This is a genomic window from Thauera sp. SDU_THAU2 (genome assembly GCF_038260575.1).
In the GTDB taxonomy this organism is placed as follows: Bacteria; Pseudomonadota; Gammaproteobacteria; order Burkholderiales; family Rhodocyclaceae; genus Thauera.
Genome location: NZ_JBBWUN010000003.1, coordinates 3,221,880 through 3,246,620 on the forward strand (window position 1 = coordinate 3,221,880; position 24,741 = coordinate 3,246,620).

27 protein-coding genes and 1 pseudogene are annotated in these 24,741 nt (G+C 67.1%); 2 read left to right on the top strand and 26 right to left on the bottom strand.

The features are described 5' to 3' along the window. Positions 1-7: 7 nt before the first annotated feature. The 15 genes from msrA to AAFL97_RS16845 all read right to left on the bottom strand — a co-directional run bounded on the left by msrA (position 8) and on the right by AAFL97_RS16845 (position 15,902). The gene (gene msrA / locus AAFL97_RS16775) at positions 8-568 is read right to left on the bottom strand and encodes a peptide-methionine (S)-S-oxide reductase MsrA (protein ID WP_445954503.1); all 561 of its coding nucleotides are present in this window, start codon (positions 566-568) and stop codon (positions 8-10) included. A 37-nt stretch (positions 569-605) separates the two neighbouring features. Continuing rightward, a complete protein-coding gene (locus AAFL97_RS16780) occupies positions 606-2,327 on the bottom strand; it encodes a translocation/assembly module TamB domain-containing protein (protein WP_341645876.1) in 1,722 nt (573 codons plus the stop codon). Further along, entirely contained in the window at positions 2,309-4,804 is a 2,496-nt protein-coding gene (locus tag AAFL97_RS16785; RefSeq protein ID WP_341645877.1) for a hypothetical protein, read from the bottom strand. The genes AAFL97_RS16780 and AAFL97_RS16785 overlap by 19 nt, the downstream gene beginning before the upstream one ends. Positions 4,805-4,901: 97 nt before the next feature. After that, complete coding sequence (gene trpC / locus AAFL97_RS16790) at positions 4,902-5,699, bottom strand: indole-3-glycerol phosphate synthase TrpC (protein ID WP_341645878.1); 798 nt, start codon at positions 5,697-5,699, stop codon at positions 4,902-4,904. Further along, positions 5,699-6,742, bottom strand: coding sequence for an anthranilate phosphoribosyltransferase (gene trpD, locus AAFL97_RS16795; protein ID WP_263461652.1), 1,044 nt, complete (start codon positions 6,740-6,742; stop codon positions 5,699-5,701). Before trpD ends, trpC begins: the two co-directional genes overlap by 1 nt. 14 nt (positions 6,743-6,756) lie before the next feature. Continuing rightward, on the bottom strand, positions 6,757-7,344 hold the full coding sequence (locus tag AAFL97_RS16800) for an aminodeoxychorismate/anthranilate synthase component II (protein ID WP_341645879.1): 588 nt from the start codon (positions 7,342-7,344) through the stop codon (positions 6,757-6,759). Between the two features lie 10 nt (positions 7,345-7,354). Further along, complete coding sequence (gene trpE / locus AAFL97_RS16805; protein ID WP_341645880.1) at positions 7,355-8,830, bottom strand: anthranilate synthase component I; 1,476 nt, start codon at positions 8,828-8,830, stop codon at positions 7,355-7,357. A 252-nt stretch (positions 8,831-9,082) separates the two neighbouring features. Next, positions 9,083-9,766, bottom strand: coding sequence for a phosphoglycolate phosphatase (locus tag AAFL97_RS16810; protein ID WP_341645881.1), 684 nt, complete (start codon positions 9,764-9,766; stop codon positions 9,083-9,085). Continuing rightward, the gene (gene rpe, locus AAFL97_RS16815; RefSeq protein ID WP_341645882.1) at positions 9,763-10,458 is read right to left on the bottom strand and encodes a ribulose-phosphate 3-epimerase; all 696 of its coding nucleotides are present in this window, start codon (positions 10,456-10,458) and stop codon (positions 9,763-9,765) included. Before rpe ends, AAFL97_RS16810 begins: the two co-directional genes overlap by 4 nt. 53 nt (positions 10,459-10,511) lie before the next feature. Next, entirely contained in the window at positions 10,512-11,279 is a 768-nt protein-coding gene (locus AAFL97_RS16820; RefSeq protein ID WP_341645883.1) for a 3',5'-cyclic-nucleotide phosphodiesterase, read from the bottom strand. Positions 11,280-11,407: 128 nt separating this feature from the next. Continuing rightward, positions 11,408-12,130 (bottom strand): FHA domain-containing protein, encoded by a 723-nt coding sequence (locus AAFL97_RS16825; protein ID WP_341645884.1) that lies wholly within the window; start codon positions 12,128-12,130, stop codon positions 11,408-11,410. A gap of 116 nt (positions 12,131-12,246) precedes the next feature. After that, complete coding sequence (gene sucD / locus AAFL97_RS16830) at positions 12,247-13,140, bottom strand: succinate--CoA ligase subunit alpha (protein WP_341645885.1); 894 nt, start codon at positions 13,138-13,140, stop codon at positions 12,247-12,249. 12 nt (positions 13,141-13,152) lie between these two features. After that, positions 13,153-14,313, bottom strand: coding sequence for an ADP-forming succinate--CoA ligase subunit beta (sucC, locus tag AAFL97_RS16835; protein ID WP_341645886.1), 1,161 nt, complete (start codon positions 14,311-14,313; stop codon positions 13,153-13,155). 223 nt (positions 14,314-14,536) lie between these two features. Then, a complete protein-coding gene (locus AAFL97_RS16840) occupies positions 14,537-15,091 on the bottom strand; it encodes a DUF2889 domain-containing protein (RefSeq protein ID WP_341645887.1) in 555 nt (184 codons plus the stop codon). A 61-nt stretch (positions 15,092-15,152) separates the two neighbouring features. Next, complete coding sequence (locus tag AAFL97_RS16845) at positions 15,153-15,902, bottom strand: Nif3-like dinuclear metal center hexameric protein (RefSeq protein WP_341645888.1); 750 nt, start codon at positions 15,900-15,902, stop codon at positions 15,153-15,155. 74 nt (positions 15,903-15,976) lie between these two features. On the opposite strand from AAFL97_RS16845, the gene AAFL97_RS16850 reads away from it, so the two are divergent. Continuing rightward, the gene (locus tag AAFL97_RS16850) at positions 15,977-17,134 is read left to right on the top strand and encodes a Do family serine endopeptidase (protein ID WP_341645889.1); all 1,158 of its coding nucleotides are present in this window, start codon (positions 15,977-15,979) and stop codon (positions 17,132-17,134) included. A 114-nt stretch (positions 17,135-17,248) separates the two neighbouring features. On the opposite strand, the gene tatC is transcribed toward AAFL97_RS16850, so the two are convergent. From tatC to hisB, 10 genes and pseudogenes are all read right to left on the bottom strand, one after another. Continuing rightward, complete coding sequence (tatC, locus tag AAFL97_RS16855) at positions 17,249-18,070, bottom strand: twin-arginine translocase subunit TatC (RefSeq protein ID WP_341645890.1); 822 nt, start codon at positions 18,068-18,070, stop codon at positions 17,249-17,251. After that, positions 18,067-18,474, bottom strand: coding sequence for a Sec-independent protein translocase protein TatB (tatB, locus tag AAFL97_RS16860; protein ID WP_341645891.1), 408 nt, complete (start codon positions 18,472-18,474; stop codon positions 18,067-18,069). Before tatB ends, tatC begins: the two co-directional genes overlap by 4 nt. 91 nt (positions 18,475-18,565) lie before the next feature. Next, positions 18,566-18,793, bottom strand: coding sequence for a Sec-independent protein translocase subunit TatA (gene tatA, locus AAFL97_RS16865; RefSeq protein WP_341645892.1), 228 nt, complete (start codon positions 18,791-18,793; stop codon positions 18,566-18,568). 10 nt (positions 18,794-18,803) lie between these two features. Further along, positions 18,804-19,151: a histidine triad nucleotide-binding protein gene (locus AAFL97_RS16870; RefSeq protein WP_341645893.1), complete on the bottom strand. Its 348-nt coding sequence runs from the start codon at positions 19,149-19,151 to the stop codon at positions 18,804-18,806. Beyond that, positions 19,148-19,474, bottom strand: a complete 327-nt coding sequence (locus AAFL97_RS16875; RefSeq protein WP_068636971.1) for a phosphoribosyl-ATP diphosphatase — start codon at positions 19,472-19,474, stop codon at positions 19,148-19,150. The genes AAFL97_RS16870 and AAFL97_RS16875 overlap by 4 nt, the downstream gene beginning before the upstream one ends. Further along, positions 19,471-19,866 (bottom strand): phosphoribosyl-AMP cyclohydrolase, encoded by a 396-nt coding sequence (gene hisI, locus AAFL97_RS16880; RefSeq protein ID WP_263461636.1) that lies wholly within the window; start codon positions 19,864-19,866, stop codon positions 19,471-19,473. The genes AAFL97_RS16875 and hisI overlap by 4 nt, the downstream gene beginning before the upstream one ends. Continuing rightward, positions 19,863-20,621: an imidazole glycerol phosphate synthase subunit HisF gene (gene hisF / locus AAFL97_RS16885; RefSeq protein WP_263461635.1), complete on the bottom strand. Its 759-nt coding sequence runs from the start codon at positions 20,619-20,621 to the stop codon at positions 19,863-19,865. Before hisF ends, hisI begins: the two co-directional genes overlap by 4 nt. 22 nt (positions 20,622-20,643) lie before the next feature. Then, entirely contained in the window at positions 20,644-21,393 is a 750-nt protein-coding gene (hisA, locus tag AAFL97_RS16890) for a 1-(5-phosphoribosyl)-5-[(5-phosphoribosylamino)methylideneamino]imidazole-4-carboxamide isomerase (protein WP_263461634.1), read from the bottom strand. Positions 21,394-21,443: 50 nt separating this feature from the next. Further along, positions 21,444-22,082 (bottom strand): imidazole glycerol phosphate synthase subunit HisH, encoded by a 639-nt coding sequence (hisH, locus tag AAFL97_RS16895; RefSeq protein WP_341645894.1) that lies wholly within the window; start codon positions 22,080-22,082, stop codon positions 21,444-21,446. A 61-nt stretch (positions 22,083-22,143) separates the two neighbouring features. Further along, positions 22,144-22,733, bottom strand: a pseudogene (gene hisB / locus AAFL97_RS16900) (imidazoleglycerol-phosphate dehydratase HisB). A gap of 173 nt (positions 22,734-22,906) precedes the next feature. Here hisB and hisC point away from each other — a divergent pair. Beyond that, the gene (gene hisC / locus AAFL97_RS16905) at positions 22,907-23,980 is read left to right on the top strand and encodes a histidinol-phosphate transaminase (RefSeq protein WP_341645895.1); all 1,074 of its coding nucleotides are present in this window, start codon (positions 22,907-22,909) and stop codon (positions 23,978-23,980) included. Between the two features lie 242 nt (positions 23,981-24,222). Here the strand turns inward: hisC and AAFL97_RS16910 are convergent, their stop codons facing one another. Continuing rightward, positions 24,223-24,732: a molybdopterin-dependent oxidoreductase gene (locus AAFL97_RS16910; RefSeq protein WP_341645896.1), complete on the bottom strand. Its 510-nt coding sequence runs from the start codon at positions 24,730-24,732 to the stop codon at positions 24,223-24,225. Between the last annotated feature and the right edge of the window lie 9 nt (positions 24,733-24,741).

Below are 24,741 nucleotides of genomic sequence, written 5' to 3' on the forward strand. Positions count from 1 at the left end.
TGGGATTCTACCTGCCGCGGCGGCCGGCGAACCGGGCGCGGAACTTCGCCAGCTTGGGCGCCACCACCATCTGGCAGTACGGCTGCTCGCCGTTGCGGGCGAAGTAGTCGTGGTGCTCGACTTCGGCCGGCCAGAATGCAGGCGCGGCTTCCACCGTGGTGACGATCGGCCCGGCGAAGACCTGCTCCGCTTCCAGTTCGGCAATCATCGCCAGCGCGGCCTGGCGCTGCGCTGCGCTGGTGGCGAAGATCGCCGAGCGGTACTGCGGGCCGCGGTCGTTGCCCTGGCGGTCCGGCGTGGTCGGATCGTGGATGGCAAAGAAGACATCCAGCAGCTCACGGTAAGTGATCACTGCGGGGTCGAAGTCGATCTTCACCACTTCGGCATGTCCGGTGGTGCCGGTGCAGACCTGGCGGTAACTCGGCGAGTCGACATGGCCGCCGCAATAGCCGGACATCACCGCATGGACGCCTTCGACTTCGAGGAAGACCGCCTCCAGGCACCAGAAGCAGCCGCCACCGAAAATGGCGGTTTCGAGCTCTGGACCTGCATTCGTTTCAGTGTTCATGACCATGCTCCCTTGCTTGGCAGATCCGCCGGCACGCTCAGCGGAAGGAAAAACCGTAATGGAGATCCAGCGAAGTATCGGTGCCGCCGCGCGCCACCATCGACAGCCGCCGCGACAGTTGATAGCTGAGCTTGACCAGGGTTTCGGCACCGCCCAGGCTCTGCTCGAAGGACAGGAACAGGTCGGGACTCAGGCGCTTGCCCAGGCTCAGCACCTGGCCGGCCACCGACGGGTCGCTGGCGACGGTCGAGCCGCTGCCGAGCACCCGGCTGCTGGCTGCGCGCGAAGTGCTGTTGAGCTCGCCCTGGCCGATCGAGAAGCTGTCGAAGCCCAGGCTGCGCGACAACTCCTCGGTCATGCCGCCGCCCGGGCCGCCGAGCAGGGCCTGCGCAGCCGGCAGCAGCAGGCCGAGGTCGGCACCGGAACCGGAATCGGGCGCGCGGCCGAGCACGATCCACGACAGTTTGTCGGGGTCGGGCACGTTCGGTTCGGACACCAGCCGTATCTGCGGCCGCTTGGCGCTGCCGCTGACGGCCACGCCCGCCTCGACCGCCAGGCCCTTGCGCAGGGCGACGATGTCCAGCCCCGGCGCATCGAGCGGCCCCTGGAAGTTGACCACGCCGCGGTCGATGACGAGGCTCTGGCCGTAGCCGCGGTAGGAGCCGCCGACGGTGGCGATGCTGCCGATCGCCGACATCGGCAGGCCGGGGCGCATGCGCAGCTTCAGTTCGCCCGCCAGCCGGGTCTCCAGCCCCATCGCCGACAGGTAGAGCGCATTGCCCAGATTGACGCCGATATCGGCAGTGAGTGCGAAGCCGCCCTCGGCCGGCTCCTCGTCGCGGCCGAGCACGACGACGTCGTCCGACAGGCTGGGCGGCGGCGTTTCGGCAAACTCGATGTAGCCGGCATCGGTACGGAAATCCGCATTCAGCACCAGCGAGGTCCAGGTGCTGCGCGCCGTGCCCTCGCCCGACAGCAGCATCCAGCGGTCGTCGCGCTGCAGCAGCGGCAGGCGGTCGGCGCGGAAGCTGAAATCGCCGTCGCCGCTGTCGAGCTTCACTTCGCCGCTGGCGGTGAAGGTGCCCGGCGTCGCGGTCAGGCGATCGAAGGGAATGCGGCTCTCGCGCGGACGCACGCGATTCGGCGACACGAAGCTCAGCCGCTCGAGACGCACGCGATCGTTGTCGAAGCTGGCATCGAATTCGCCGCCGGACAGGTGCAGCCCCTGATCGACCAGCGCAATCTCCAGCGTGCGGCCGCTGACGCGGCCGGAAGCGCGTGGCGCGGCCAGCGTGCCGCCCAGCTCGACCTTGCCCTTCAGGCTGCCGCCCGCTTCGATGCTCTCGGGCACCAGGCGGCCCAGCCAGCCGATCGACGGTACGTCGAGCTCGGCCGCGCCCGCCAGCGCAGCATCCGGCGGCACCGACCACAAACCGTCCGCGCCGCGCTGCGCCTGCAGCCCGGCATTGGCCTGCAGGCTGCCGATCTCGCTGCCACGCGCCTGGGCCGTCAGGCTCAGGCGGTTGCCGCTGGCCTTCAGCACCGCCTCCAGCGTCTCCAGGCCGAGCCGGGTGCGGGTTTCGCCTTCGATGGTGATGTCGCCCGATTCACGGAACAGACGCGCCTGGCCGTCCAGTGTCGTGCCGACGCTCAGGTTCCAGTCGGCGCCGAGCACCAGCGGGCCGGGCCCCCGCCTCGGCTGGCCATCGGCGCGGGTCAAGGGGCCGAAGGCGAGGCCGGTCAAGGTCCCGCGCGCCACGCTCCGCTGCGGCGACCAGGCGGTTTCCTGCAGGTGCAGGCGTCCTTTTCGCCCAGATCGAGCCGTGCCTCGCCGATGCTGGCGGCTTCCGGCGACAGATCGAGCCGTGCCGGCGCCAGCAACCGGGCGGCAAAGCGGCCGGCGCTCTCCAGGGCGCTCAGTTCGCCCAGCCAGCGCGGGCCGGGCCGCTGCGCGGTCGGCGCCTGCAAGCCGCCCTTCAGGCTCAGCTTCAGCGTGTCGCCGGCACCGTCCAGCTCCGGCGTGGCGAGATCGAGCTCGATGTCGTGGCGCGCCCGGGTGCCCGAGGCGGACAGGCGGGCATTGGCCAGCCAGTCGGGCTGCACCCTGCCATCGGCGTCCCTTGCGGTCGGCCCCAGCCCGGACAGCCCCATCGACAGCTGGAACGGGCCATCGGCGCCGGCATCGAGCCGGCCGACGCCGTTGACGCCGAGCAGGCGCACGCCGCCCGGCAGCCGCAGCGCCTCGCCGAAGAACTGCAGTTCGCCCGACGGCAGCTCCAGCGTGCCGCTCAGTCGTCCGCTGGCACTGGCCTTGCCGGCCAGGCCGTGGCCGAGCGCGTCGAGCTTCAAGGCGTCGAGGGCGAACTTGAGCACATCGCCGGGGGCGCCCCAGGCGCCTTCGGCCACCAGAGAGTTGCCGGCGATGTTCAGATCGAGCGCCACTTCGGGCAGACGCTCGCCCTCCAGCCTCAAGCGGCCCTTGCCGCCGAGCGCGAGATCTTCGAGGCGGCTGTCGGGAATCTGGAAGACGACTTGCACCGCCTGCGGCAGGCCGGCTTCCGGCAGCTCGCCGGAAGCATCGAGATCGAGATTGAGGCGCGCCTTCGGCGCTTCCGGGAGCAGCGCGCGCGGGTCGACTTCGCGCAAGCGGGCGTTGACCGAAAAACGCCGCGGGGGCGCAGCGGCCACGGTTTCACCTGCGGCCGGAGCGTCGCCGCCGGCCGCAGGTTTGCCGGCCGCCGAAGCGTCGACCGCCGGATCGCCGGCCGCAGCTTCTCCTGCCGCCTGCGCAAGCAGTTCGGCTCGCGCATCGATTCTGGCTGCGCCGAGCGTCAGCGCCAGCTCCGCCTGCTGGCGCTGCGCATCCGCCTCGGCGTCGATGCGGCCCGCCAGGCGCTGCCTGGGCAGGCGGGTATCGAGGGCGCGGGTATCGATGCCGGCAAGCTCGAGCACGGCAACGAGCTGCCCGATGTCCGCCACCTTGGACTGCCCTGCTCGATCCGTCTCCGCGCCCGCATCACTGGCGGCCGGTGGCTGCCAGGCAAGCCGGCCGCCGATGCGGCCATCGCCCGGCAGGCGGATGTCGAGCTCGTCGACGTTGATCGCGGTGGGTTTCAGGTCCAGCCGGCCGGACACGGAAGCGACGGGAATGCCGCCCGCATCCACGGCTGCCGGCTGGCGATTCAGCAGGCGGAACGGTCCAACCAGGTTCGGCCCGGCCAGGTTCGGACTGGCCAGGTTCGGCCCTGCCGATTGCGGCTCGGCCGGCAGACTGCCGTCCTCGGCGACAGCCGCGAGTTCGGCTTCGAGCCGAAGCGCGGCGTGCGGCAAGCCTTCGGCAAAAGCCGAAGGATCGATTTCGCCCGCCTCCAGCTTCAGCGCGCGCAGCGGCATCGGCTCGAAAGGCGCGGCTTCCGCCACCACATGGGCGTTCAAACCCTCGGCAGCGGCCGTGAGCTCGGCATGCGGTGCGAGCAGCGTGCCGGAAGCGGAAAGCCTGGCCTCGAGCGGACGCTCTTCGATGAGGCCATCGAAACGGATGTCGCCCGTCAGCGCGAAAGGCTTGAGGCCGTCGAGCGCGGCTTCGAGCATGACCCGGCCCTGCGGCAATTCGAGCGCCAGTTCACGCACCTGGTGGTGCCTGCCGTCGCTGCCGAGCGCAGCGCTCAGGCCGGCGACCCAGAAGCCTGCCGCAGGCGGCGCATCGTCCGGCTCCGGCGCCCACTCGTGCAGTTCGAAACGTCCCAGCTCCAGCCGGCTCAGTTCGATTTCGAGCGGAATCTGCAAGTCCTCGGGCGCCACCAGCGGCTCGCGCTCGGCCTCGTCCTTCTCCTCACCACGCTGGGCGAAATCGATGCGTTCGACGGCAAGGCGATCGACGACCAGCTTGCGCCCGAACAGGGCCGCGGGCTGCCAGGCCAGCTCCAGCGTCTGCAGGTCCAGGCGCAGGTCCTCCGTGTGGTAATGCAGCGCGTCGATCTTCAGCGGCCCCAGCAGCCGGCCCTGCGCACCTTCGATCCACAGCGCGCCGTCCGTCGCCCGCTGGCCGACGGCGATCGCGGCGTCCAGCCCCGAGCGCGTGCCGAACAGCCAGGCGGCCGCGCCCAGCACCAGCGCGACGGCGACGAGTACGGCGATCAGCCCGCCGACCAGCCAGCCGCGCAGGTCAAGCCGGCGCCTGGCCGCCGGGGAGTGGTTCGCTTGCTCGTTCGTCGAAGGCTGTTCCAGTTTGTCCATGCGTCATCAGGCTGAGGAGTTCATGAGGCCGATGCCGTCGCTGCCCTGGCCTCGGGCCGGCGATGAATCGCCGGCGAAGGCGACGGCATGAGGCGGTTCAGCCGAACAGGTCGCGCAGGCCTTCGCCCGGCTCGTCGACGCGCATGAAGGCCTCGCCGACGAGGAAGGTCTGCACCGCGTTGCCGCACATCAGTGCGACGTCCTCGGGCTTCAGGATGCCCGACTCGGTGACGACGATGCGGCCGGCGCCTGCGCTGGCGATGCGCGGCAGCAGGTCCAGCGTGGTCTGCAGCGAGACTTCGAAAGTACGCAGGTTGCGGTTGTTGATGCCGATCAGCGGTGTCCGCAACTGCAGGGCGCTTTCCAGTTCGTCCGCATCGTGTACCTCGACCAGCACCGCCATGCCGAGTTCGCCGGCGATCGCTTCCATGTCGCGCATCTGCGCCAGATCGAGGCAGGCGGCGATCAGCAGGATGGCGTCGGCGCCCATCGCACGGGCTTCATATACCTGCCAGGCATCGACGAGGAAATCCTTGCGCAGCGCCGGCAGCGCGCAGGCGGCGCGCGCGGCCTGCAGGTACTCGGGCGCGCCCTGGAAGAACTCGCGGTCGGTCAGCACCGACAGGCAGGCGGCACCGGCCTGCTCGTACGAGCGGGCGATGTCGGCGGGACGGAAGTCGGCGCGGATCACGCCCTTGGACGGGCTGGCCTTCTTGATCTCGGCGATCACCGCCGGCCGTCCGGCGGCATGGCGGGCACGGATGGCGCCGACGAAATCGCGTGCGGCGGGCTGGGCCCCGGCTTCGGCGCGGATGGTTTCGAGCGGCTCGAGCGCGCGGGCGGCGGCGACCTCTTCGACCTTGACCGCGCAGATCTTGTTGAGGATGTCGCTCATCAGGCGCTCCGGAATTGCTGGGTGAAACGCACGAAGTCGTCCAGCCTGGCGCGCGCCGCGCCGCTGGCGATGGTTTCGCGCGCAAGGGCGATGCCGGCACCGATCGAATCGGCGATGTTGGCGGTGTACAGCGCCACGCCGGCATTGAAGACGACGATGTCGCGGGCCGGGCCGGGGCGGTTGTCGAGCACGCCGAGCAGCACCTGGCGCGACTCGTCGGCGTCGGCGACGCGCAGGTTGCGGCTGCTGGCCATCGGGATGTCGAAGTCCTCGGGGTGGATCTCGTATTCGCTGACCTTGCCGTCCTTGAGCTCGCCGACCAGGGTCGCGCCGCCGAGGCTGACTTCGTCCATGCCGTCCATGCCATGCACGACCAGCACATGGTTGGCGCCGAGGCGCTCCATGACGCGCGCCTGGATGCCGACCAGGTCGGGGTGGAACACGCCCATCAGGGTGTTGGGCGCGCTCGCCGGGTTGGTCAGCGGACCGAGGATGTTGAACAGCGTGCGCACCCCCATCTCGCGCCGCACCGGGGCGACGTTCTTCATCGCGCTGTGGTGGGCCGGCGCGTACATGAAGCCGATGCCGGTGGCCTCGATGCAGTCGGCGACCTGGGCCGGCGTCAGGTCCAGATTGACGCCGAGCGCTTCGATGACGTCGGCAGCACCCGACTTCGACGACACGCCGCGCCCGCCGTGCTTGGCGACGCGTGCGCCCGCCGCCGCGGCGACGAAGATGGTGGTGGTGGAAATGTTGAAGGTGTTGGCGCCGTCGCCGCCGGTGCCGACGACGTCGAGGAAGTGCTCGTGCGGCGGCTTGACCTCGACCTTGGTCGACATCTCGCGCATGACGATGGCGGCGGCGGCGATCTCGCCGATGGTCTCCTTCTTGACCCGCAGGCCGGTGAGGATGGCGGCGGTCATGACCGGCGAGACCTCGCCGGCCATGATCTGGCGCATCAGCGACAGCATTTCGTCGAAGAAGATTTCGCGGTGTTCGATCGTGCGTTGCAGGGCTTGCTGGGGCGTGATCATGTCGGGCATCGTCTCGTTCGGCATCAGGCAGCAGCGGGCACGGGCGCGCTGCGGTCGAGGAAATTGCGCAGCAGTTCGTGGCCGCACTCGGTCAGGATCGATTCGGGATGGAACTGCACGCCTTCGACGTCCAGCGTCCGGTGGCGCACGCCCATGATTTCACCGTCTTCGGTCCAGGCGGTCACTTCCAGACAATCGGGTAGGCTGTCGCGTTCAATCGCGAGCGAGTGATAACGCGTGCACACCAGCGGATCGGGCAGGCCGCGGAACACGCCGGCGCCCTGGTGGCGCACCGGCGAAGTCTTGCCGTGCATGAGCTGCCGGGCATGCACGATGCGGCCGCCGAAAGCCGCGCCGATGCTCTGGTGGCCGAGGCAGACGCCGAGGATGGGCAGCTTGCCGGCGAAGGCCTTGATCGCCGGCACCGAGATGCCGGCTTCGGCCGGCGAACACGGTCCGGGCGAGATCACGAGCTGATCGGGCTTCATCGCCGCGATCTGGTCGAGAGTGACCTCGTCGTTGCGGTAGACCTCGACCCGGGCCCCCAACTCACCGAAGTACTGCACCAGGTTGTAGGTGAAGCTGTCGTAGTTGTCGATCATCAATAGCATTTCGCGCTCCTCACTGCACCTGGGTGTCCAGCCCGCCTTCGGCCATCTCGGCGGCGCGCAGCATCGCGCGCGCCTTGTTCCGGGTTTCCTCCCATTCGGAATCGGGATTGGAATCGGCGACGATGCCGGCGCCCGCCTGGACGTGGATCTGGCCGTCCTTGACGACCGCGGTGCGGATCGCGATGGCGAGGTCCATGTCGCCATGGAAGCCGAGGTAGCCGACCGAGCCGGCGTAGATGCCGCGCTTGACCGGTTCGAGCTCGTCGATGATCTCCATCGCCCTCACCTTGGGCGCCCCCGACACCGTGCCTGCCGGGAAGGTCGCACGCAGCACGGCGAGCGCATTGAGCCCGTCCTTGAGCCGGCCTTCGACGTTGGAGACGATGTGCATCACGTGGGAGTAGCGCTCGATGCTGAAGCGCTCGGTGACCTTGACCGTGCCGGTCTGCGACACCCGGCCGGCATCGTTGCGGCCGAGGTCGAGCAGTTGCACGTGCTCGGCGATTTCCTTGGCGTCGGCCAGCAGTTCCTTCTCGAGCGCGAGGTCCTCGGCCACCGTGGCGCCGCGCTTGCGCGTGCCGGCGATCGGGCGCACGGTGACGACCTCGTCCTCGAGCCGGGTCAGGATCTCGGGCGAGGCGCCGACGACGTGGAAGTCCTCGAGGTTGAAATAGAACATGTAGGGCGACGGGTTCAGCGAGCGGATCGCGCGGTACAGCGCCATCGGGCTGGCTGCGTAGGGCTTGCTCATGCGCTGCGACAGCACGACCTGCATGACGTCGCCGTCGACGATGTACTGCTTGGCGCGGCGCACCGCGTCCTTGAAGGCATCTTCGCCGAAGCTCGACACCGCCTCTGCCGGCTCGGCGCGGCATTCCTCGGGAATCCGCACCGGCGCCCGCAGCCGCGCCAGCAGTTCCCGCAGGCGCTTCTGTGCGCGCTTGAAGGCGCCGGGCACTTCCGGTTCGGCATAGACGACCAGGGTCAGCTTGCCGCTGAGGTTGTCGACGATGGCGACTTCCTCGGACAGCAGCAGCAGGATGTCGGGTGTGCCGATGGTATCGGTCTTCTCGGTCTGCGCCAGCTTCGGCTCGATGTAGCGCACGGTGTCGTAGCCGAAGTAGCCGACCAGGCCGCCGGCGAAGCGCGGCAGGTGCTCGCGCGGCGGCACCTTGATGCGGTTCATGAACTCGGCGACGAAGTTCAGCGGGTCGCCGTAGTCGCGGCGCTCGACCAGGCGGTTGCCGGTGAGCAGCAGCGCGGAACGGCCATAGACTTCGATGCGGGTCGGCGAGGACAGGCCGATGAAGGAATAGCGGCCGAAGCGCTCGCCGCCCTGCACCGATTCGAGCAGGTAGGTGTAGGGCTCGTTGGCGAGCTTCAGGTAGATGGACAGCGGCGTGTCGAGGTCGGCGAAGGTCTCGAGCGTGACCGGGATGCGGTTGTAGCCCTGCGAGGCAAGGGCGTTGAATTCCTGTTCGAGCATGGGGGCTCCACGTAAGTCGATTCGATCGGAAGGTGCTGCAGCAGGCGGGGTGGTGCGCAAGGCGCAGCCGACACCCCGCGGGGGAGGTCGCGTCAGTGGCCCAAAGGCCAACGCCAGCCGCCGCGCCAGCCCTGCTGGACGGTTGCGGAAGCGGCGAGGAAGCGATCCCGGAGTGCGAGCATCACGATGTCGAGTAAAAGTGGAGTGCCTGGCGAAACTCGTCTGGACCGGCCCATCGGAAGCCCGGGCCGGCTACTGTGCCGGAACGATGCGATCCAGCAATTGAAGCGCGTCCGATAGTAGCCCATCGCATTCGATGGTGTCCACCGGCACGCCTTCGCTGTAGCCGTAGCTGACGAGCAGCACCGGCATGCCGGCGCCCTGCGCCGACAGCGCATCGTTGGCGGAGTCGCCGATCATCAGGGCTTCGGCCGGGGCGACGCCGAGGCGCTCGCAGGCCAGCCGTACCATGGCCGGATCGGGTTTCTTGACCGGCAGCGTGTCGCCGCTGACCACGGTGCCGAAATAGCCGGCGATGCCCATGCGTTCGAGCAGCGGCAGCGTAAACGCTTCGGCCTTGTTGGTCACCACGGCGAGCGGGATGGCGCGGGCGTCGAGCGTTCGCAGCACCTCTTCGATGCCGTGATAGATGCTGGCGCGCCTGCCGTTGACCACCGCGTAGTGGCGGCGGAAGACGTCGACGGCGGCGTCGATCTCGGTCTCGCCCGCAGTCGTGCCTTCGGTCATGCAGCGCCGCACCAGGTTCGGGATGCCCTTGCCGACGAAGCGGTGGATCTCGTCCTGGGGGCGCTGCGGCCGGCCCAGCTCGGCCAGCATCAGGTTGGCGGCATCGGCCAGATCGCCGATGGTGTCGAGCAAGGTGCCGTCGAGGTCGAACAGCACCGCCCGCGGCGAAAAGCGCGCCGCCCCGCTCATGCCGCCACCCTGGCCAGTTCGCCGCGCAGCGCGCCGATGATCGAGTCGTAGCGGTTGGGGTCCTCGTCCCTGCCGGCGCCGAACACGGCCGAACCGGCGACGAAGGTGTCGGCGCCAGCACGGGCGATTTCGGCGATGTTGTCGGTCTTCACGCCGCCGTCGATCTCGAGCAGGATGCGCCGCCCGCTGCGTGCCGCGTAGGCGTCGATCCTGTCGCGCGCGGCACGCAGCTTGTTGAGCGTCTCGGGGATGAACTTCTGCCCGCCGAAGCCGGGGTTGACGCTCATCAGCAGCACCACGTCGAGCTTGTCCATGACGTGGTCCATGTGGTGCAGCGGCGTGGCCGGGTTGAACACCAGGCCGGCCTGACAGCCGGAATCGCGGATCAGGCCGAGGCTGCGGTCGATGTGCTCGGACGCTTCGGGGTGGAAGGTGATGATGTTGGCGCCGGCCTTGGCGAAGTCGGGAATGATGCGGTCGACCGGCTTGACCATCAGATGGACGTCGATCGGCGCGCTGGTATGGGGGCGGATGGCTTCGCAGACCAGCGGCCCGATGGTCAGGTTGGGCACGTAGTGGTTGTCCATCACATCGAAGTGGATCCAGTCGGCGCCCGATGCAAGGACCTTGCGGACTTCGTCGCCGAGGCAGGCGAAATCCGCGGACAACAGACTGGGGGCGATGCGGTACATGGGAATCTCCGGGAAGGCTTTCAAACCGGGATTCTAACCGCCAGCCGCAGCTCTCAGAAGTTCAGCACCTGGCCCTGCAGCAGACGGCGGGGTTTGAGCGCTGCATCGCCCGCTTCGATCTGGGCCATGATGCGATCGTCCACGCCCGGCTTGAGGTGGGTGACATGCACTTCCGGCTGCCCGGTCAGCTCCGCCAGCACTTCGAGCAGCATGCTCGGGCAGAGGTGGCGCGAAGCGAGCGCAAGCCCCTGCTGCTCGTCGGCGAAGGCGGTCTCGATGATCAGGTGGCGCAGCGCCGGCTGGGCGTTGATGGCGGCAATGAGTTCGGGGCAGTAGGCGGTATCGCCCGAGAACACCAGTTGCCCTTCGCCGCTGTCGAGGCAGAAGGCAGCCATCGGCACGGTATGCTGGGCCGGCAAGGCGGTGACGGCGCGTGCGCCGAGCCGGGTGGTTTCCCCCACCTTCAGGGGCTGGAAGCGCATGAAGGGGTGATTCCTGTCCGGTATCGCCGAGAAATCCGGCCACACCAGCCAGTTGAAGATGTGCGAGCGCAGGATGCGGATGGTCTCCGGCAGCGCATGCACGATCAGCGGCGTGGTCCGCAGTTCGCCGACGGAGTCGATCAGCAGCGGCAGCGAGGCGATGTGGTCGAGGTGGGCGTGGGTGATGAAGACATGATCGATCCTGCACAAGGCCTCGAACGACAGATCCCCCACGCCGGTGCCGCAATCGATGAGAATGTCATCGTCCACGAGCAGCGCGGTGGTGCGCGATTGCGCCCCGCCAATACCGCCACTGCATCCCAGCACCGTCAGTTTCATGCCCGATCGCGGCGCGCCGCCCAGGGCGCATGCCGTTACGATTCCCAGTTGTGTCGTCGGAGGGAACCTTATCCTCCACCAGGGGCATCGATAGGCAAAAAATCACGCCTCCCGGCCGCCTGCCGGGCTCAGGAACGCAGGAAGAATTCCATCTTCACGCCGGCCAGATCGATGATGTCGTGATCCTTGAGCGGATGCGCCTGGGCATCGATCGACTTGCCATTGACCTTGGGAAAGGAGGCGCCTTCGACATGGGTGATGAAGTAGCCGTGCGGACGGCGGGTGATGACCGCCACCTGCCTGCCCGGCTTCCCCAGCGTGGTCAGGGATTTGGTCAGCTCCAGTTCGCGCCCGCTGTTGGCGCCGCTCAGCACCTGGATCACGCCGACGCGGCCGGCACCGGCGGCAGCGGCCTTTTCCGCACGCTCGAGGGCGCCGGCGGCGACGATCTGCGTTTCGCTGGGACCGGGCCTGGGCTCGGCAGCGGCGTCGGCCGGCGGCAGTTCGAAGGCCTTCAGCGCAGCGGTATCGATCATTTCGGCAGCCGCCTGTCCGGCCGGCGGCGCGCTGACGAGATACTTGATCCGGTACTTGCCGAGCTCGACGACGTCGTTGTGGTGCAGCACGTGCTTCTTCACCGGCTGGCCATTGACGTAGGTGCCGTTGGTGCTGTTCTGGTCCTCGAGAAAGGCGTCGTTGAGGATGCAGGTGATCACCGCGTGGTGACCGCTGATTGCCAGATTGTCGATCTGGATGTCATTGTCCGGCTTGCGCCCGATCGAAATCCGCTCCCTGTCGAGCTCGATCTCCTTGAGGACGAGTCCGTCCATGCTGAGGATCAACTTCGGCATTGCCTGTACCCGCTCTGATGTTCGTGGCCCGCAATTCCGCCGGCCGTCCGGAGACATTCTAAAGCAAAAAAAACGCCGGACAGGCCGGCGTTTTCGGGGTCGGACGGATCAGGCGGTCAGAGCATCGCCTTCAGCAGCTTGCCCATTTCCGACGGATCGCGCGTGACCTTGAAGCCGCACTCTTCCATGATGGCGAGCTTGGCATCGGCGGTGTCGGCACCGCCCGAGATCAGCGCGCCGGCGTGGCCCATGCGCTTGCCGGCCGGCGCGGTGACGCCGGCGATGAAGCCGACGATCGGCTTCTTCATGTTGGCCTTGCACCACTGCGCGGCTTCGGCTTCGTCGGGACCGCCGATCTCGCCGATCATGATCACCGCGTCGGTGTCCGGATCGTCGTTGAACATGCGCATCACGTCGATGTGCTTGAGGCCGTTGATCGGGTCGCCGCCGATACCGACCGCCGAGGACTGGCCCAGGCCGATTTCGGTCAGCTGCGCCACGGCTTCATAAGTCAGCGTGCCGGAGCGCGACACCACGCCGATGCGGCCCTTGCGGTGGATGTGGCCGGGCATGATGCCGATCTTGACTTCGTCCGGCGTGATCAGGCCGGGGCAGTTGGGGCCGAGCAGCAGGGTTTCCTTGCCGCCGGCGGCAACCTTGGCCTTCATCTTGTTGCGCACCACCAGCATGTCGCGCACCGGGATGCCTTCGGTGATGCAGATCGCCAGGTCGAGGTCGGCTTCGCAGGCTTCCCAGATGGCGTCGGCGGCACCTGCCGGCGGCACGTAGATGACCGACACGGTGGCGCCGGTGTCGGCCGCAGCTTCCTTGACCGAAGCGTAGATGGGCACGTCGAAGATCTTCTCGCCGGCCTTCTTCGGGTTCACGCCGGCGACGAAGCAGTTCTTGCCGTTGGCGTACTCGATGCACTTCTCGGTGTGGAACTGGCCGGTCTTGCCGGTGATCCCCTGGGTGATGATCTTGGTGTCTTTGTTGATCAGGATGGACATTCGCAACGCTCCTTACTTGACCGCAGCGACGATCTTGGTCGCGGCTTCCGCCATGGTGTCGGCGGTGATGATCGGCAGGCCCGACTCGGCGAGGATCTTCTTGCCGAGATCTTCGTTGGTGCCCTTCATGCGCACCACCAGCGGGACGGAGAGATGCACTTCCTTGGCCGCGGCGACGACGCCGGTGGCGATGGTGTCGCAGCGCATGATGCCGCCGAAGATGTTGACCAGGATGCCCTTGACCTTGGGGTTCTTGAGCATGATCTTGAAGGCTTCGGTGACCTTCTCGGTGGTGGCGCCGCCGCCGACGTCGAGGAAGTTGGCCGGCTCGGCGCCGAACAGCTTGATCGTGTCCATCGTGGCCATCGCCAGGCCGGCGCCGTTCACCAGGCAACCGATGTTGCCGTCGAGGCTGATGTAGGCCAGATCGAACTTGGAAGCCTCGATCTCGTCGGCATCCTCTTCGTCGAGGTCGCGGTAGGCGACGATCTCGGGATGGCGGTAGAGCGCGTTGGAATCGAAGTTGAACTTGGCGTCGAGGGCCTTCACGGTGCCGTTGCTCTCGTGGATCAGCGGGTTGATCTCCGCCAGCGAGGCATCGGTTTCCATGTAGCAGGTGTAGAGCTTCTTCAGCGTATCGACCGCCTGGGCCATCGAGTTGGCCGGCATGCCGATGCCCTTGGCCAGTTCGGTGGCCTGCTCGTCGGTCAGGCCGACGGCGGGATCGACGAAGACCTTGATGATCTTCTCGGGGGTATTGTGCGCGACTTCCTCGATGTCCATGCCGCCTTCGGACGAAGCCATCATGGCGACCTTCTGGGTGGCACGGTCGGTCAGCGCGGCAACGTAGTACTCGTGCTGGATGTCGGCGCCTTCCTCGATCAGCAGGTTGCGCACCTTCTGGCCTTCGGGGCCGGTCTGGTGGGTGATCAGCTGCATGCCGAGAATTTCGCCTGCGTACTTGCGGACATCGTCGAGCGACTTGGCGAGCTTGACGCCGCCGCCCTTGCCGCGGCCGCCGGCGTGGATCTGGGCCTTGACCACCCAGAAATTGCCGCCGAGCTCTTCGGCAGCCTTCACCGCGCCCTCTACGCTGGTGCAATGGATGCCACGGGGCGTCACGACGCCGAACTTTCTTAGAACTTCTTTTGCCTGATACTCATGAATCTTCATGGTTGCCCTTCGTTCGAAGTCACGACGGCAGGCCCGTCGCAAACAGGTTGATGGCATGCTTCGGAGCGTCCCGCTCCACGGCAGGCGTCGTCTCCCTCGACCGCCACCCGCCGCCTTCGGCCAGCGGAGCCGGCCCAGCCTCGTGACATGCACGCGCGAGCGCTCGCCTGCCGCAAGACTCCGTAATTATAACCAGTTTTGCGCAGTGCACTGCGGGTGCGGATCAGCCGGCCGCGCCGGGCTTCCGGTACCACTTGGGATAGTAGCGGCGCACGGCTTCCGCCGACGTATCCAGGGCATGGCAGCGATCGAGCTGGAAGGGCTTCTCGCCGGTGTCCTCGTTGTCCCGCATGAAGGTGGCGATCGTCTGGATCGCCGCCGTCGGCAGCGAGTTGAGCATTTCCGTCATGTGCGAACAGCCGCGGACATCGGCGAACATCTCGCCGATGGTGCGGCGGAAGCCGCGCACCAGATTCAGCCCGATCAACTGCCGGTACGCCGGCCCGATGGTGTCGCAGTAGCCGGGATAGGGCACGCCGTCCGAACAGGCCACCGCATCACGGATGTTGAAGGCCGCATCGAAGGTGATCCTCAGCCGCATCAGGTGGACCGGCACGCCTGCCGGGCGAAGGCCGGAGGCAATCGGATAATCGACGTCCTTGACGTCGGTCAGCGAAGCGTCGAGCTCGTACAGGCCGTCCTCGCGGAGAAAGCCTTCGAGCTCGATGCGGCGGGTGTGGACGCGCCGGCGGGGCGCGGTGCTGTCAGGCAGTGGCATCTTCTGTTTGCGTACGCGGGCGTATGGAGAGACGGATTCTAACCAATCGCAAAGGGAAGACTCAGACCGGATTGGGCAGATCGACGAAATCCGCCGCCAGCCCGAGTTCACCCGCGAGCCAGGCCGCGATCGACTTCGCGCCGTAGCGCTCGGTCGCATGATGGCCGGCGGCGATGTACGGGATGCCTGTCTCGCGCGCCAGATGCACCGTCTGTTCGGAAATCTCGCCGGAGACGAAGAGGTCCGCGCCTGCCGCGATCGCCTGCTCGAAGTAGCCCTGGGCGCCGCCGGTGCACCACGCCACCCGCCGCACCGGCCGCGACGCATCTCCCACCAGCAGCGGCTCGCGCTGCAGCCGCTCGGCCAGCGCACAGGCGATCTGCCCGGCTGGCTCGCCCGGCCTGGCCGGACGGCCGAACCAGCCGAGATCCTGATCGGCGAAACGCCCTTCCGGCGCCCAATCCATCAGCTTGCCGAGCTGGGCGTTGTTGCCGTGCTCGGCATGGGCATCCAGCGGCAGATGGTAGGCGAGCAGGCTGATGTCGTTCGCCAGCAGGCTCTTCAGCCGTTGCCGGCGGATGCCGGTGATGCGCCCGTCCTCGCCCTTCCAGAAATAGCCGTGATGGACGAACACGGCGTCATAACCGCCGGACACTGCGAGATCGACGAGCGCCTGGCTGGCGGTCACTCCACACAGCACCCGCGCCACGTCGGCGCGTCCTTCCACTTGCAGACCGTTTGGGCAATAATCCTTGAAGCGCGGAGCGTCGAGCAGTGCGTCCAGACGCGCCGTGAGCTCACCGAGTTGCATGGCGGCCTCCTGTCGTTCCGGCCTGGCCGGGCACCCGCCCGCCAGGCTCCACCTTCTTTCGAACCCATCACATTATGCGCCGTCTGTGGCTCATCTTCGCCCAGGCCGTGACCATCAGCGTCGCCGGCCTGTTCGTCCTCAGCACACTCAAGCCCGAGTGGCTGCGCGACAGCGCGCCCGCTTCGGTCGTCGCCATCCTGGAGGCGCCAGCCGACAGCGGCGCGCGCGCACCGGCGTCCGGCTCCTACGCCACCGCCGCACAGCGCTCGATGCCCGCGGTCGTCCATATCTTCACCAGCAAGGCCGGCGCCGGCACCCGCCATCCGCTGTTCGACGACCCGATGTTCCGCCACTTCTTCGGCGAACGCCCGAACAGCGGCCCCAGCCAGCGCCCCTCTGGCCTGGGTTCGGGCGTGATCGTCAGCCCCGACGGCTACATCGTCACCAACAACCACGTCATCGAGACCGCGGATCAGATCGAGATCGCGCTCAACGACGGACGCAAGTTCAGCGCACGCCAGATCGGACGCGACCCCGAGACGGATCTGGCGGTGCTGAAGATCGACACCGACGACCAGTTGCCGGTCATCACCCTGGCCAGCGGCGAGGCCCTGAGCGTGGGCGATGTCGTGCTGGCGATCGGCAATCCCTTCGGCGTCGGCCAGACCGTGACGATGGGCATCGTCTCCGCGCTGGGACGCAGCCAGCTGGGCATCAACACCTTCGAGAACTACATCCAGACCGATGCCGCGATCAACCCCGGCAACTCGGGCGGCGCGCTGGTCGACAGCGCCGGCAACCTGGTGGGCATCAACACCGCGATCTACTCGCGCTCCGGCGGCTCGCTCGGCATCGGCTTCGCCATCCCGGTCTCCATCGCCCGCAACGTGCTCGAACAGATCGTCGCCACCGGCGAGGTCACGCGCGGCTGGGTCGGCGTCGAGATCCAGGACATCACCCCCGAACTGGCGGAATCCTTCGGCCTGCGCGGCACGCAGGGCGCGCTGATCGCCGGCGTGCTGCGCGCCAGCCCGGCCGACCGCGCCGGCATCCGGCCGGGCGACGTGCTGATCGCGGTCGATGGCACCAGCGTCCGCGATCCGCGTGCGATGCTCGACATGATCGCCGCATTGCCGCCCGGGCACACCGCCAGCTTCCGCGTTCTGCGCGGCGACAAGGAAGTGGAGCTGGAAGTGGCGGTCGGCCGCCGCCCCACTCCTGCCAATCGCTGAACTTTCTGTAAGCGGGGCGCCGGCGAACAAGCTTGTTCGCGGCGGAAGCTCCGCTATCTCCGTGCTGCCCGGCGACGAATCGGTGTCGGCACCACCTGATCGGTGGCCGCGCACTCAGCGCTTGTCGGCGCCCTCGCCCGCTTCGATGCGATCCAGTTCCTTGTCCATGTCCTCGATGGACGGCGGCACGTAGCGCTCCTCCGCAGAGGCGGCGGCAGGTGCCTGTTTCGCCATCCAGTTGGCGAGGATGATGCCCAGCTCGTAGAGCAGGCACATCGGAATCGCCAGCATCAGCTGCGAGACGACGTCCGGCGGCGTGACGATGGCGGCAACCACGAAGGCACCGACGATGACGTAGGGGCGCGCCTCGCGCAGCTTCGCCACGCTGACGATGCCGGCCTTGGCCAGCACGATCACCACCACCGGCACTTCGAAGGTGATGCCGAACGCGAGGAACATCGACATCACGAAGGACAGGTACTGCTCGATGTCCGGCGCCGGCACGATGCTCTTGGGGGCGAATTCGGCGATGAACTTGAACACCATGCCGAACACGAAGAAATAGCAGAAGGCCATGCCGGCGATGAACAGCAGCGTGCTGCCGGCCACCAGCGGCAGCGCCAGGCGCTTCTCGTGCGCATACAGCCCCGGCGCGATGAAGGCCCAGGCCTGGTACAGCACCCAGGGCAGGCACAGCACGAAGGCGACCATCATCGTGACCTTGACCGGCACGAAGAACGGCGTCACCACGCCGGTGGCGATCATGTTCGTGCCCGCCGGCAAGGTGTCCATCATCGGCTTGGCGAGGATGTCGTAGATGTCGCCCGCCCACGGCATCAGGCAGACGAACACGATCACCAGCGCGAGCAGCGCGCGGATCAGGCGGTCACGCAGCTCGATCAGGTGGGAGATGAAAGTTTCTTGTTGGGTGCTCATGCCTGGGTCTTGTCCGCCGTACTGGCCTGCGGTTTGGCATCGAGCCCGAGATCAAGCTGCTTTTCCGTTGCAGAGTCGGTCGAAGGATTCAGGGCCGCCGCATCCGGCAGCGTGGAGCGCAGTTCATCGACCGTGCTGCCGATCTGGTTCTCGACGCCGGCGACGCCGGTGCGCACCGAACTCTCGAGCTCCTGCGCCTGCTGCTTGACCTGCTCCTGCAGCTTCTTCAGTTCCTCGAGCTGCATCTCGCGCTGGATGTCGGACTTGACGTCCGACACGTAGCGCTGCAGCCGTCCCAGCAGGTGCCCGGCCGTACGCGCGACCTTGGGCAGGCGCTCGGGGCCGACCACGATCAGGAGCACCACCCCGATCACAACGAGTTCAGAAAAGCCGAAATCGAACATGTTTCGCCGCTATGGAGGCACATCATGCATGTGCCGCACGAAAACAAAGGGGCGCTCCCTGATGGGCGCCCCCTCCATCCAGACGCAAGGCTCAGGAAGCGGACTTGTCGACCTTTTCCCGCGCCTCGCCTTCGATCGTCTGCCCTTCGGCGATCTTCTGCTGCGCGGCGGCTTCGGCATCGCCTTCCTTCATGCCTTCCTTGAAGCCCTTGACCGCGCCACCCAGGTCGGAGCCGATGTTGCGCAGCTTCTTCGTCCCGAACACCAGCAGGACGATGACCAGCACGATCAGCCAGTGCCAGATGCTCAATGAACCCATACCGCTCTCCTCAATGCTTCAACATGGGCGGCAGGGGATTGGGGCCACCCAGAATATGAAGGTGCAGATGATACACCTCCTGCAGTCCCACCCTTCCGGTGTTGACGATGGCCCGGAAGCCGTCGGTGCAGCCCTGCTCGCGCGCAATGCGCCCCGCCGCAACCATCAGACGCCCCATCGCCGCCTCGTGTTCCTCACCGAGCTGCGCCATCGAATCGACGTGGACCTTGGGGATCACCAGCACATGCACCGGCGCCGCGGGATTGATGTCGTGGAAGGCGAAGACGTGCTCGTCCTCATAGACCTTCTTCGACGGAATCTCGCCGCGGGCGATGCGACAGAAGATGCACTCGCTCATTGCGCCGTCCGCGACTTCTTCTCGTCGATGCCCGACACGCCTTCGCGGCGGCGGAACTCGGCCAGCACGTCCTCGACCGACAGGCCGTGGTGGGCCAGCAGCACCAGCGAGTGAAACCACAGGTCGGTGACTTCCCACACCAGGTGCAGCCTGTCCTGGTCCTTGGCCGCCATGATGGTCTCGGCGGCCTCCTCGGCGACCTTCTTGCAGATCTCGTCCGTACCCTTGGCGTACAGGCTGGAGACGTAGGAGGCGTCGGGGTCCGCCTTCTTGCGCGCGACCAGGGTATCGGAAACACGGCGCAGCACTTCGATATCGATCACTTGTAGATCTCCTTCGGGTCTTTCAAAACCGGTTCGACGGCTTCCCAGCGGCCGTCGGCAAAATATTTCTGGAAGAAGCAGCTGTGGCGTCCGGTGTGGCAGGCGATGCCGCCGACCTGCTCGATCTTCAGCAGCACGACGTCGTTGTCGCAGTCGATGCGGATGTCGAGCACCTTCTGCACATGGCCGGACTCCTCGCCCTTGTGCCACAGTTTGCGCCGCGAACGTGACCAATAGATGGCTTCGCCGGTTTCCGCCGTGCGCTGCAGCGCGTCGCGGTTCATCCAGGCGAACATCAGCACGTCGCCGCTGGACGCTTCCTGCGCGATCACCGGCACCAGGCCGTTGTCGTCCCACTCGATCTCGTCCAGCCAGGCCGCATTCGCGCTCACAGTCTCACCTCGATTCCGCGTGCGCGCATCAGCTCCTTGGCTTCGCGCACCGTGTGTTCGCCGAAATGGAAGATGCTCGCCGCCAGCACCGCATCGGCGCGGCCTTCGGAGACGCCGTCGGCCAGGTGATCGAGCGTGCCGACGCCGCCGCTGGCGATCACCGGGATGCGCACCGCGTCCGACACCGCGCGCGTCAGCGCCAGGTCGAAGCCGCTCTTGGTGCCGTCGCGGTCCATGCTGGTCAGCAGGATCTCGCCCGCGCCCAGCGCTTCGATCCTGCGCGCCCACTCGATGGCGTCCAGCCCGGTGTTGCGCCGCCCGCCGTGGGTGAAGACTTCCCACTTGCCCGGCGCGGTCTGCTTGGCGTCGATCGCCACCACGATGCACTGGCTGCCGACCTTGCTCGAGGCGTCGTGCACCAGTTGCGGGTTATTCACCGCCGCGGTGTTCATGCTGACCTTGTCGGCACCGGCATTGAGCAGGCGGCGCACGTCCTCGACCGCGCGCACGCCGCCACCGACGGTCAGCGGGATGAAGACCTGCTCGGCAACGTGCTCGACGACGTGCAGGATGATGTCGCGGTCGTCGGAACTCGCGGTGATGTCCAGAAAAGTCAGTTCGTCGGCGCCCTGCTCGTCGTAGCGGCGGGCGACCTCGACCGGATCGCCGGCATCGCGCAGTTCGACGAAATTGACGCCCTTGACCACGCGTCCGGCGCTCACGTCCAGACAGGGGATGATGCGCTTGGCCAGCATCAGCGGTACTCGGCGGAGAAAATCATTCGGTGGTACCGCGCAGTTCGTCGGCACGGGCCTGGGCAGCGGCGAAGTCGAGCGTGCCTTCGTAGATCGCACGGCCGGTGATCGCACCCATGATGCCTTCGTCCTCGACCGCGCACAGCGCGTCGATGTCGCGCAGGTCGGTGATGCCGCCGCTGGCGATGACGGGAATGCGCAGCGCCTGCGCCAGCCGCACGGTGGCTTCGATATTGACGCCGGACAGCATGCCGTCGCGGCCGATGTCGGTGTAGATGACGCCTTCGACGCCGTAGTCCTCGAACTTCTTCGCCAGATCGACGACGTCGTGCCCGGTCAGCTTGGACCAGCCGTCCACCGCCACCTTGCCGTCCTTGGCATCGAGGCCGACGATGATGTGGCCGGGGAAGGCGCCGCAGGCATCGTGCAGGAAACCGGGGTTCTTCACCGCCGCGGTGCCGATGATGACGTAGCTGATGCCGTTGTCGAGGTAATGCTCGATGGTGTCGAGGTCGCGGATGCCGCCGCCGAGCTGTACCGGGATGTCCTCGCCGACTTCGTCGGTGATCGCGCGGATCGCGGCGCCGTTCTTCGGCTTGCCGGCAAAGGCGCCGTTGAGGTCGACCAGGTGCAGGCGGCGGGCGCCGGCGTCGAGCCAGTGGCGCGCCATGGCACCGGGATCTTCGGAAAACACCGTGGCGTCGTCCATTTCGCCCTGCTTCAGGCGAACACAGTGACCGTCCTTGAGGTCGATGGCGGGAATGAGCAGCATACCGGTTCTGGAATGGATGGGACTATGGAAGAGGCAGACTGGGCCGGTGCTCAGGGCTGCCAGCGGATGAAGTTCGCCAGCAGGCGCAGGCCGGCCGCAGCACTTTTCTCGGGGTGGAACTGGGCCGCGAAGATATTAGCCCGCGCTACCGCACTGGTAAAGCGAACCCCGTAGTCGGTGTCCGCCGCGGTCAGCGCAGCATCGGCCGGCACGACGAAGTAGCTGTGCACGAAATAGAAGCGCTCGCCGTCCGGGATGCCGTCCCACATCGGATGCGGGCCGCGCTGCCACACTTCGTTCCAGCCCATGTGCGGCACCTTCAGGCGGCTGCCGTCCGCTGCCAGCATCGCGGACTCGGGGAAGCGCGTGACTTCGCCCGGCAGGATGCCGAGGCCGGGCACGTCGCCTTCGGCGCTGTGCTCGAACAGCATCTGCTGGCCGATGCAGATCCCGAGGAAAGGCTTGCTCGCCGCCGCATCCAGCACCGCTTGGCGCAGGCCGCGGCCGTCCAGTTCGCGCATGCAGTCGGGCATCGCCCCCTGCCCCGGAAAGACGACCCGCTCGGCGGCGGCAACACACGCAGGATCGGAGGTGACGAAGACTTCGTGGCCGGGCGCCACGTGTTCGATCGCCTTGGCGACCGAGCGCAGATTGCCCATGCCGTAATCGATGATGGCCACGGTGGTCATCGGCTGAACTCGCTTTCGTACAGGATGGCGGCCGTTGCGCACGGCCGCGGAAGGTTCTGGCTCAGAGCGCGCCCTTGGTGGAAGGAATCGTCCCTGCCGCGCGCTCGTCGACCTCGGCCGCCATGCGCAGCGCGCGGGCGAAGGCCTTGAACACGGTCTCGCACTGGTGGTGGGCATTGTCGCCGCGCAGGTTGTCGATGTGCAGCGTGACGCCGGCGTGATTGACGAAACCCTGGAAGAATTCGCGCGCCAGGTCGACATCGAAGTTGCCGATGCGGGCGCGGGTGTAATCGACGAAATAATGCAGGCCGGGCCGGCCGGAGAAATCCACCACGACGCGCGACAGCGCCTCGTCGAGCGGCACGTAGGCATGGCCGTAGCGGCGCAGCCCCTTCTTGTCGCCGACGGCCTTGGCGAAGGCCTGCCCCAGCGTGATGCCGACGTCCTCGACCGTGTGGTGGTCGTCGATGTGGGTATCGCCCTCACAGTGGATGTCGAGGTCGATCAGGCCGTGGCGCACGATCTGGTCGAGCATGTGATCGAAGAAGGGGACGCCGGTATCCAGTTGTGTCCCTTGCCCGTGCCATCGAGGTCGATGCGCACGCTGATCTTCGTTTCGAGGGTATTGCGAGTGACTTCGGCTTGCCGCATGGCTGCTGTGAGGCTCAAGAGTTGCAGGTTCGGGCCATGATAACATCGCCCGGCAAAATGGCCGCTTCGAATGACCGTTCATCGGGCTGCCAGTCAAGCACGGCTCACGGCGTGGACAGCCACGGCGCGAGACGTTTCCGCCCTGCCCTCGAACCCCGCACAGCAGACAGAACATGAGCCGCTTCTGGAGCGCCGTCGTCCACGGCCTGACCCCCTACGTTCCGGGCGAACAGCCCAAGCTCGACAAGCTGGTCAAGCTCAACACCAACGAACACCCCTACGGCCCCTCGCCCAAGGCCCTGGCCGCGATCCGCGCCGCCACCGACGACAGCCTGCGGCTCTACCCGGACCCGAACGCCGATGCGCTGAAGGCTGCGCTGGCCCGCCGCCACGGCCTTCAGCCGTCGCAGATCTTCGTCGGCAACGGCTCGGACGAAGTGCTGGCGCACGCCTTCATGGCCCTGCTGAAGCACGACCGGCCGCTGTGGTTTCCGGACATCACCTACAGCTTCTACCCGGTGTATTGCGGCCTGTACGGCATCGAGCATCGCGCGGTGCCGCTGGCCGACGATTTCTCGATCCGCGTCGACGACTACCTGCCGCAAAACGGCGGGCAGCCCGGCGCGATCATCTTCCCCAATCCCAACGCCCCCACCGGCCGCCTGCTGAGCCTTGCCGAGGTCGAGCGCATCGTCGCCGGCAACCCGGACGCCGTGGTGCTGGTCGATGAAGCCTACATCGACTTCGGCGGCGACAGCGCGATCACGCTGGTCGACAGGTACCCCAACCTGCTGGTCGTGCACACCTTCTCCAAGAGCCGCTCGCTCGCCGGCCTGCGCATCGGCTTCGCCGCCGGCCACGCCGAGCTGATCGAGGGGCTGGAACGGGTCAAGAACAGCTTCAACTCCTATCCGCTCGACCGCCTGGCGCTGGCCGGCGCGGTGGCTTCGGTCGAGGACGAGGCGTTCTTCCGGGAAAGCTGCCGCAAGGTGATGACAAGCCGCGAAACCCTGGTCGGCCGGATGCAGGCCCTGGGTTTCGAAGTGCTGCCCTCGGCAGCGAACTTCATCTTCGCCCGCCATCCGCAGCGCGACGGCGCCGAACTGGCCACCGAACTGCGCAAGCGCGCGATCATCGTGCGCCATTTCAAGGCGCCGCGCATCGATCAGTTCCTGCGCATCACGGTGGGAACGGACGAGCAGTGCGCCGTCCTGGTCGAAGCGCTGAAGGAAATTCTCGGAAGCTGAATTGGGTCAGCCGCCACCGGAAACGAGAGCGCGGCATCAGCCCCGAAATCCGCACCCAGGCAGCCCGAAGCGTCCGGGGCCCCTGGCGGGGCGTGTTCCGCAGCCCCGGAAGGGATGCCCCGGGCGGACCACAGCACAAGCTAGCTGGAAGAAAGATCGTCCGAAAACGACGACGAAGCGGCAGTGCCTTCGACCCACCGGCGCTGCGCGGGGAATTCGCGCTGCAGGCTGCGGCTGATCCCTCACTTCACTCTGAGCACATCCAGTTGCCAGACCGATCGGCCGAAATATGCTTCGCGCTCTTCCACTGGCAGACGGTCATAAGGATAGATCAGGAACAGCGGCCCCTTGTCGCGAGCCGACATGGGTTTGCCGTCCATGCGCAGCGCGACGATCATGTCGTGCGCCTCGGCGTGATCGAAAGGGATTTCGGCCGTGAAATCGTTCACCGCGATGGCCTCGATGCGGGTGCCGCTGGCGCCGGCGCTGGCCAGCACGTCCCGCAGCAGCGGCCCCTGGAACGACACGCTGCGCAAGTACCAGGGCGTCACCACTGTGTACGTCCGCTGTGGCAGGGCCTCCAGCGCATGCATGTCGAACGGTGTCCGACGACCCTGGCTTTCCACCACCAGCACGCTCTTGCCGATGAATGCCGGTTGTATCGACACCACGATGTCCCGCGGATGGATGGACACCGCGACAAGCACTGCCACGGCCATGAGCAAGGCCAGCCAAAGCGCCCCGAGCAGCATGAGAAGTCT

What these genes read in the sequence shown, in the direction of transcription:
- msrA (WP_445954503.1), bottom strand. Translation starts at nt 568, where the DNA reads ATGAACACTGAAACGAATGCAGGTCCAGAGCTCGAAACCGCCATTTTC.
- AAFL97_RS16785 (WP_341645877.1), bottom strand. Translation starts at nt 4,804, where the DNA reads ATGGACAAACTGGAACAGCCTTCGACGAACGAGCAAGCGAACCACTCC.
- trpC (WP_341645878.1), bottom strand. Translation starts at nt 5,699, where the DNA reads ATGAGCGACATCCTCAACAAGATCTGCGCGGTCAAGGTCGAAGAGGTC.
- trpD (WP_263461652.1), bottom strand. Translation starts at nt 6,742, where the DNA reads ATGCCCGACATGATCACGCCCCAGCAAGCCCTGCAACGCACGATCGAA.
- AAFL97_RS16800 (WP_341645879.1), bottom strand. Translation starts at nt 7,344, where the DNA reads ATGCTATTGATGATCGACAACTACGACAGCTTCACCTACAACCTGGTG.
- trpE (WP_341645880.1), bottom strand. Translation starts at nt 8,830, where the DNA reads ATGCTCGAACAGGAATTCAACGCCCTTGCCTCGCAGGGCTACAACCGC.
- AAFL97_RS16810 (WP_341645881.1), bottom strand. Translation starts at nt 9,766, where the DNA reads ATGAGCGGGGCGGCGCGCTTTTCGCCGCGGGCGGTGCTGTTCGACCTC.
- rpe (WP_341645882.1), bottom strand. Translation starts at nt 10,458, where the DNA reads ATGTACCGCATCGCCCCCAGTCTGTTGTCCGCGGATTTCGCCTGCCTC.
- AAFL97_RS16820 (WP_341645883.1), bottom strand. Translation starts at nt 11,279, where the DNA reads ATGAAACTGACGGTGCTGGGATGCAGTGGCGGTATTGGCGGGGCGCAA.
- AAFL97_RS16825 (WP_341645884.1), bottom strand. Translation starts at nt 12,130, where the DNA reads ATGCCGAAGTTGATCCTCAGCATGGACGGACTCGTCCTCAAGGAGATC.
- sucD (WP_341645885.1), bottom strand. Translation starts at nt 13,140, where the DNA reads ATGTCCATCCTGATCAACAAAGACACCAAGATCATCACCCAGGGGATC.
- sucC (WP_341645886.1), bottom strand. Translation starts at nt 14,313, where the DNA reads ATGAAGATTCATGAGTATCAGGCAAAAGAAGTTCTAAGAAAGTTCGGC.
- AAFL97_RS16840 (WP_341645887.1), bottom strand. Translation starts at nt 15,091, where the DNA reads ATGCCACTGCCTGACAGCACCGCGCCCCGCCGGCGCGTCCACACCCGC.
- AAFL97_RS16845 (WP_341645888.1), bottom strand. Translation starts at nt 15,902, where the DNA reads ATGCAACTCGGTGAGCTCACGGCGCGTCTGGACGCACTGCTCGACGCT.
- AAFL97_RS16850 (WP_341645889.1), top strand. Translation starts at nt 15,977, where the DNA reads ATGCGCCGTCTGTGGCTCATCTTCGCCCAGGCCGTGACCATCAGCGTC.
- tatC (WP_341645890.1), bottom strand. Translation starts at nt 18,070, where the DNA reads ATGAGCACCCAACAAGAAACTTTCATCTCCCACCTGATCGAGCTGCGT.
- tatB (WP_341645891.1), bottom strand. Translation starts at nt 18,474, where the DNA reads ATGTTCGATTTCGGCTTTTCTGAACTCGTTGTGATCGGGGTGGTGCTC.
- tatA (WP_341645892.1), bottom strand. Translation starts at nt 18,793, where the DNA reads ATGGGTTCATTGAGCATCTGGCACTGGCTGATCGTGCTGGTCATCGTC.
- AAFL97_RS16870 (WP_341645893.1), bottom strand. Translation starts at nt 19,151, where the DNA reads ATGAGCGAGTGCATCTTCTGTCGCATCGCCCGCGGCGAGATTCCGTCG.
- hisF (WP_263461635.1), bottom strand. Translation starts at nt 20,621, where the DNA reads ATGCTGGCCAAGCGCATCATCCCCTGTCTGGACGTGAGCGCCGGACGC.
- hisA (WP_263461634.1), bottom strand. Translation starts at nt 21,393, where the DNA reads ATGCTGCTCATTCCCGCCATCGACCTCAAGGACGGTCACTGTGTTCGC.
- hisH (WP_341645894.1), bottom strand. Translation starts at nt 22,082, where the DNA reads ATGACCACCGTGGCCATCATCGATTACGGCATGGGCAATCTGCGCTCG.
- hisC (WP_341645895.1), top strand. Translation starts at nt 22,907, where the DNA reads ATGAGCCGCTTCTGGAGCGCCGTCGTCCACGGCCTGACCCCCTACGTT.
- AAFL97_RS16910 (WP_341645896.1), bottom strand. Translation starts at nt 24,732, where the DNA reads ATGCTGCTCGGGGCGCTTTGGCTGGCCTTGCTCATGGCCGTGGCAGTG.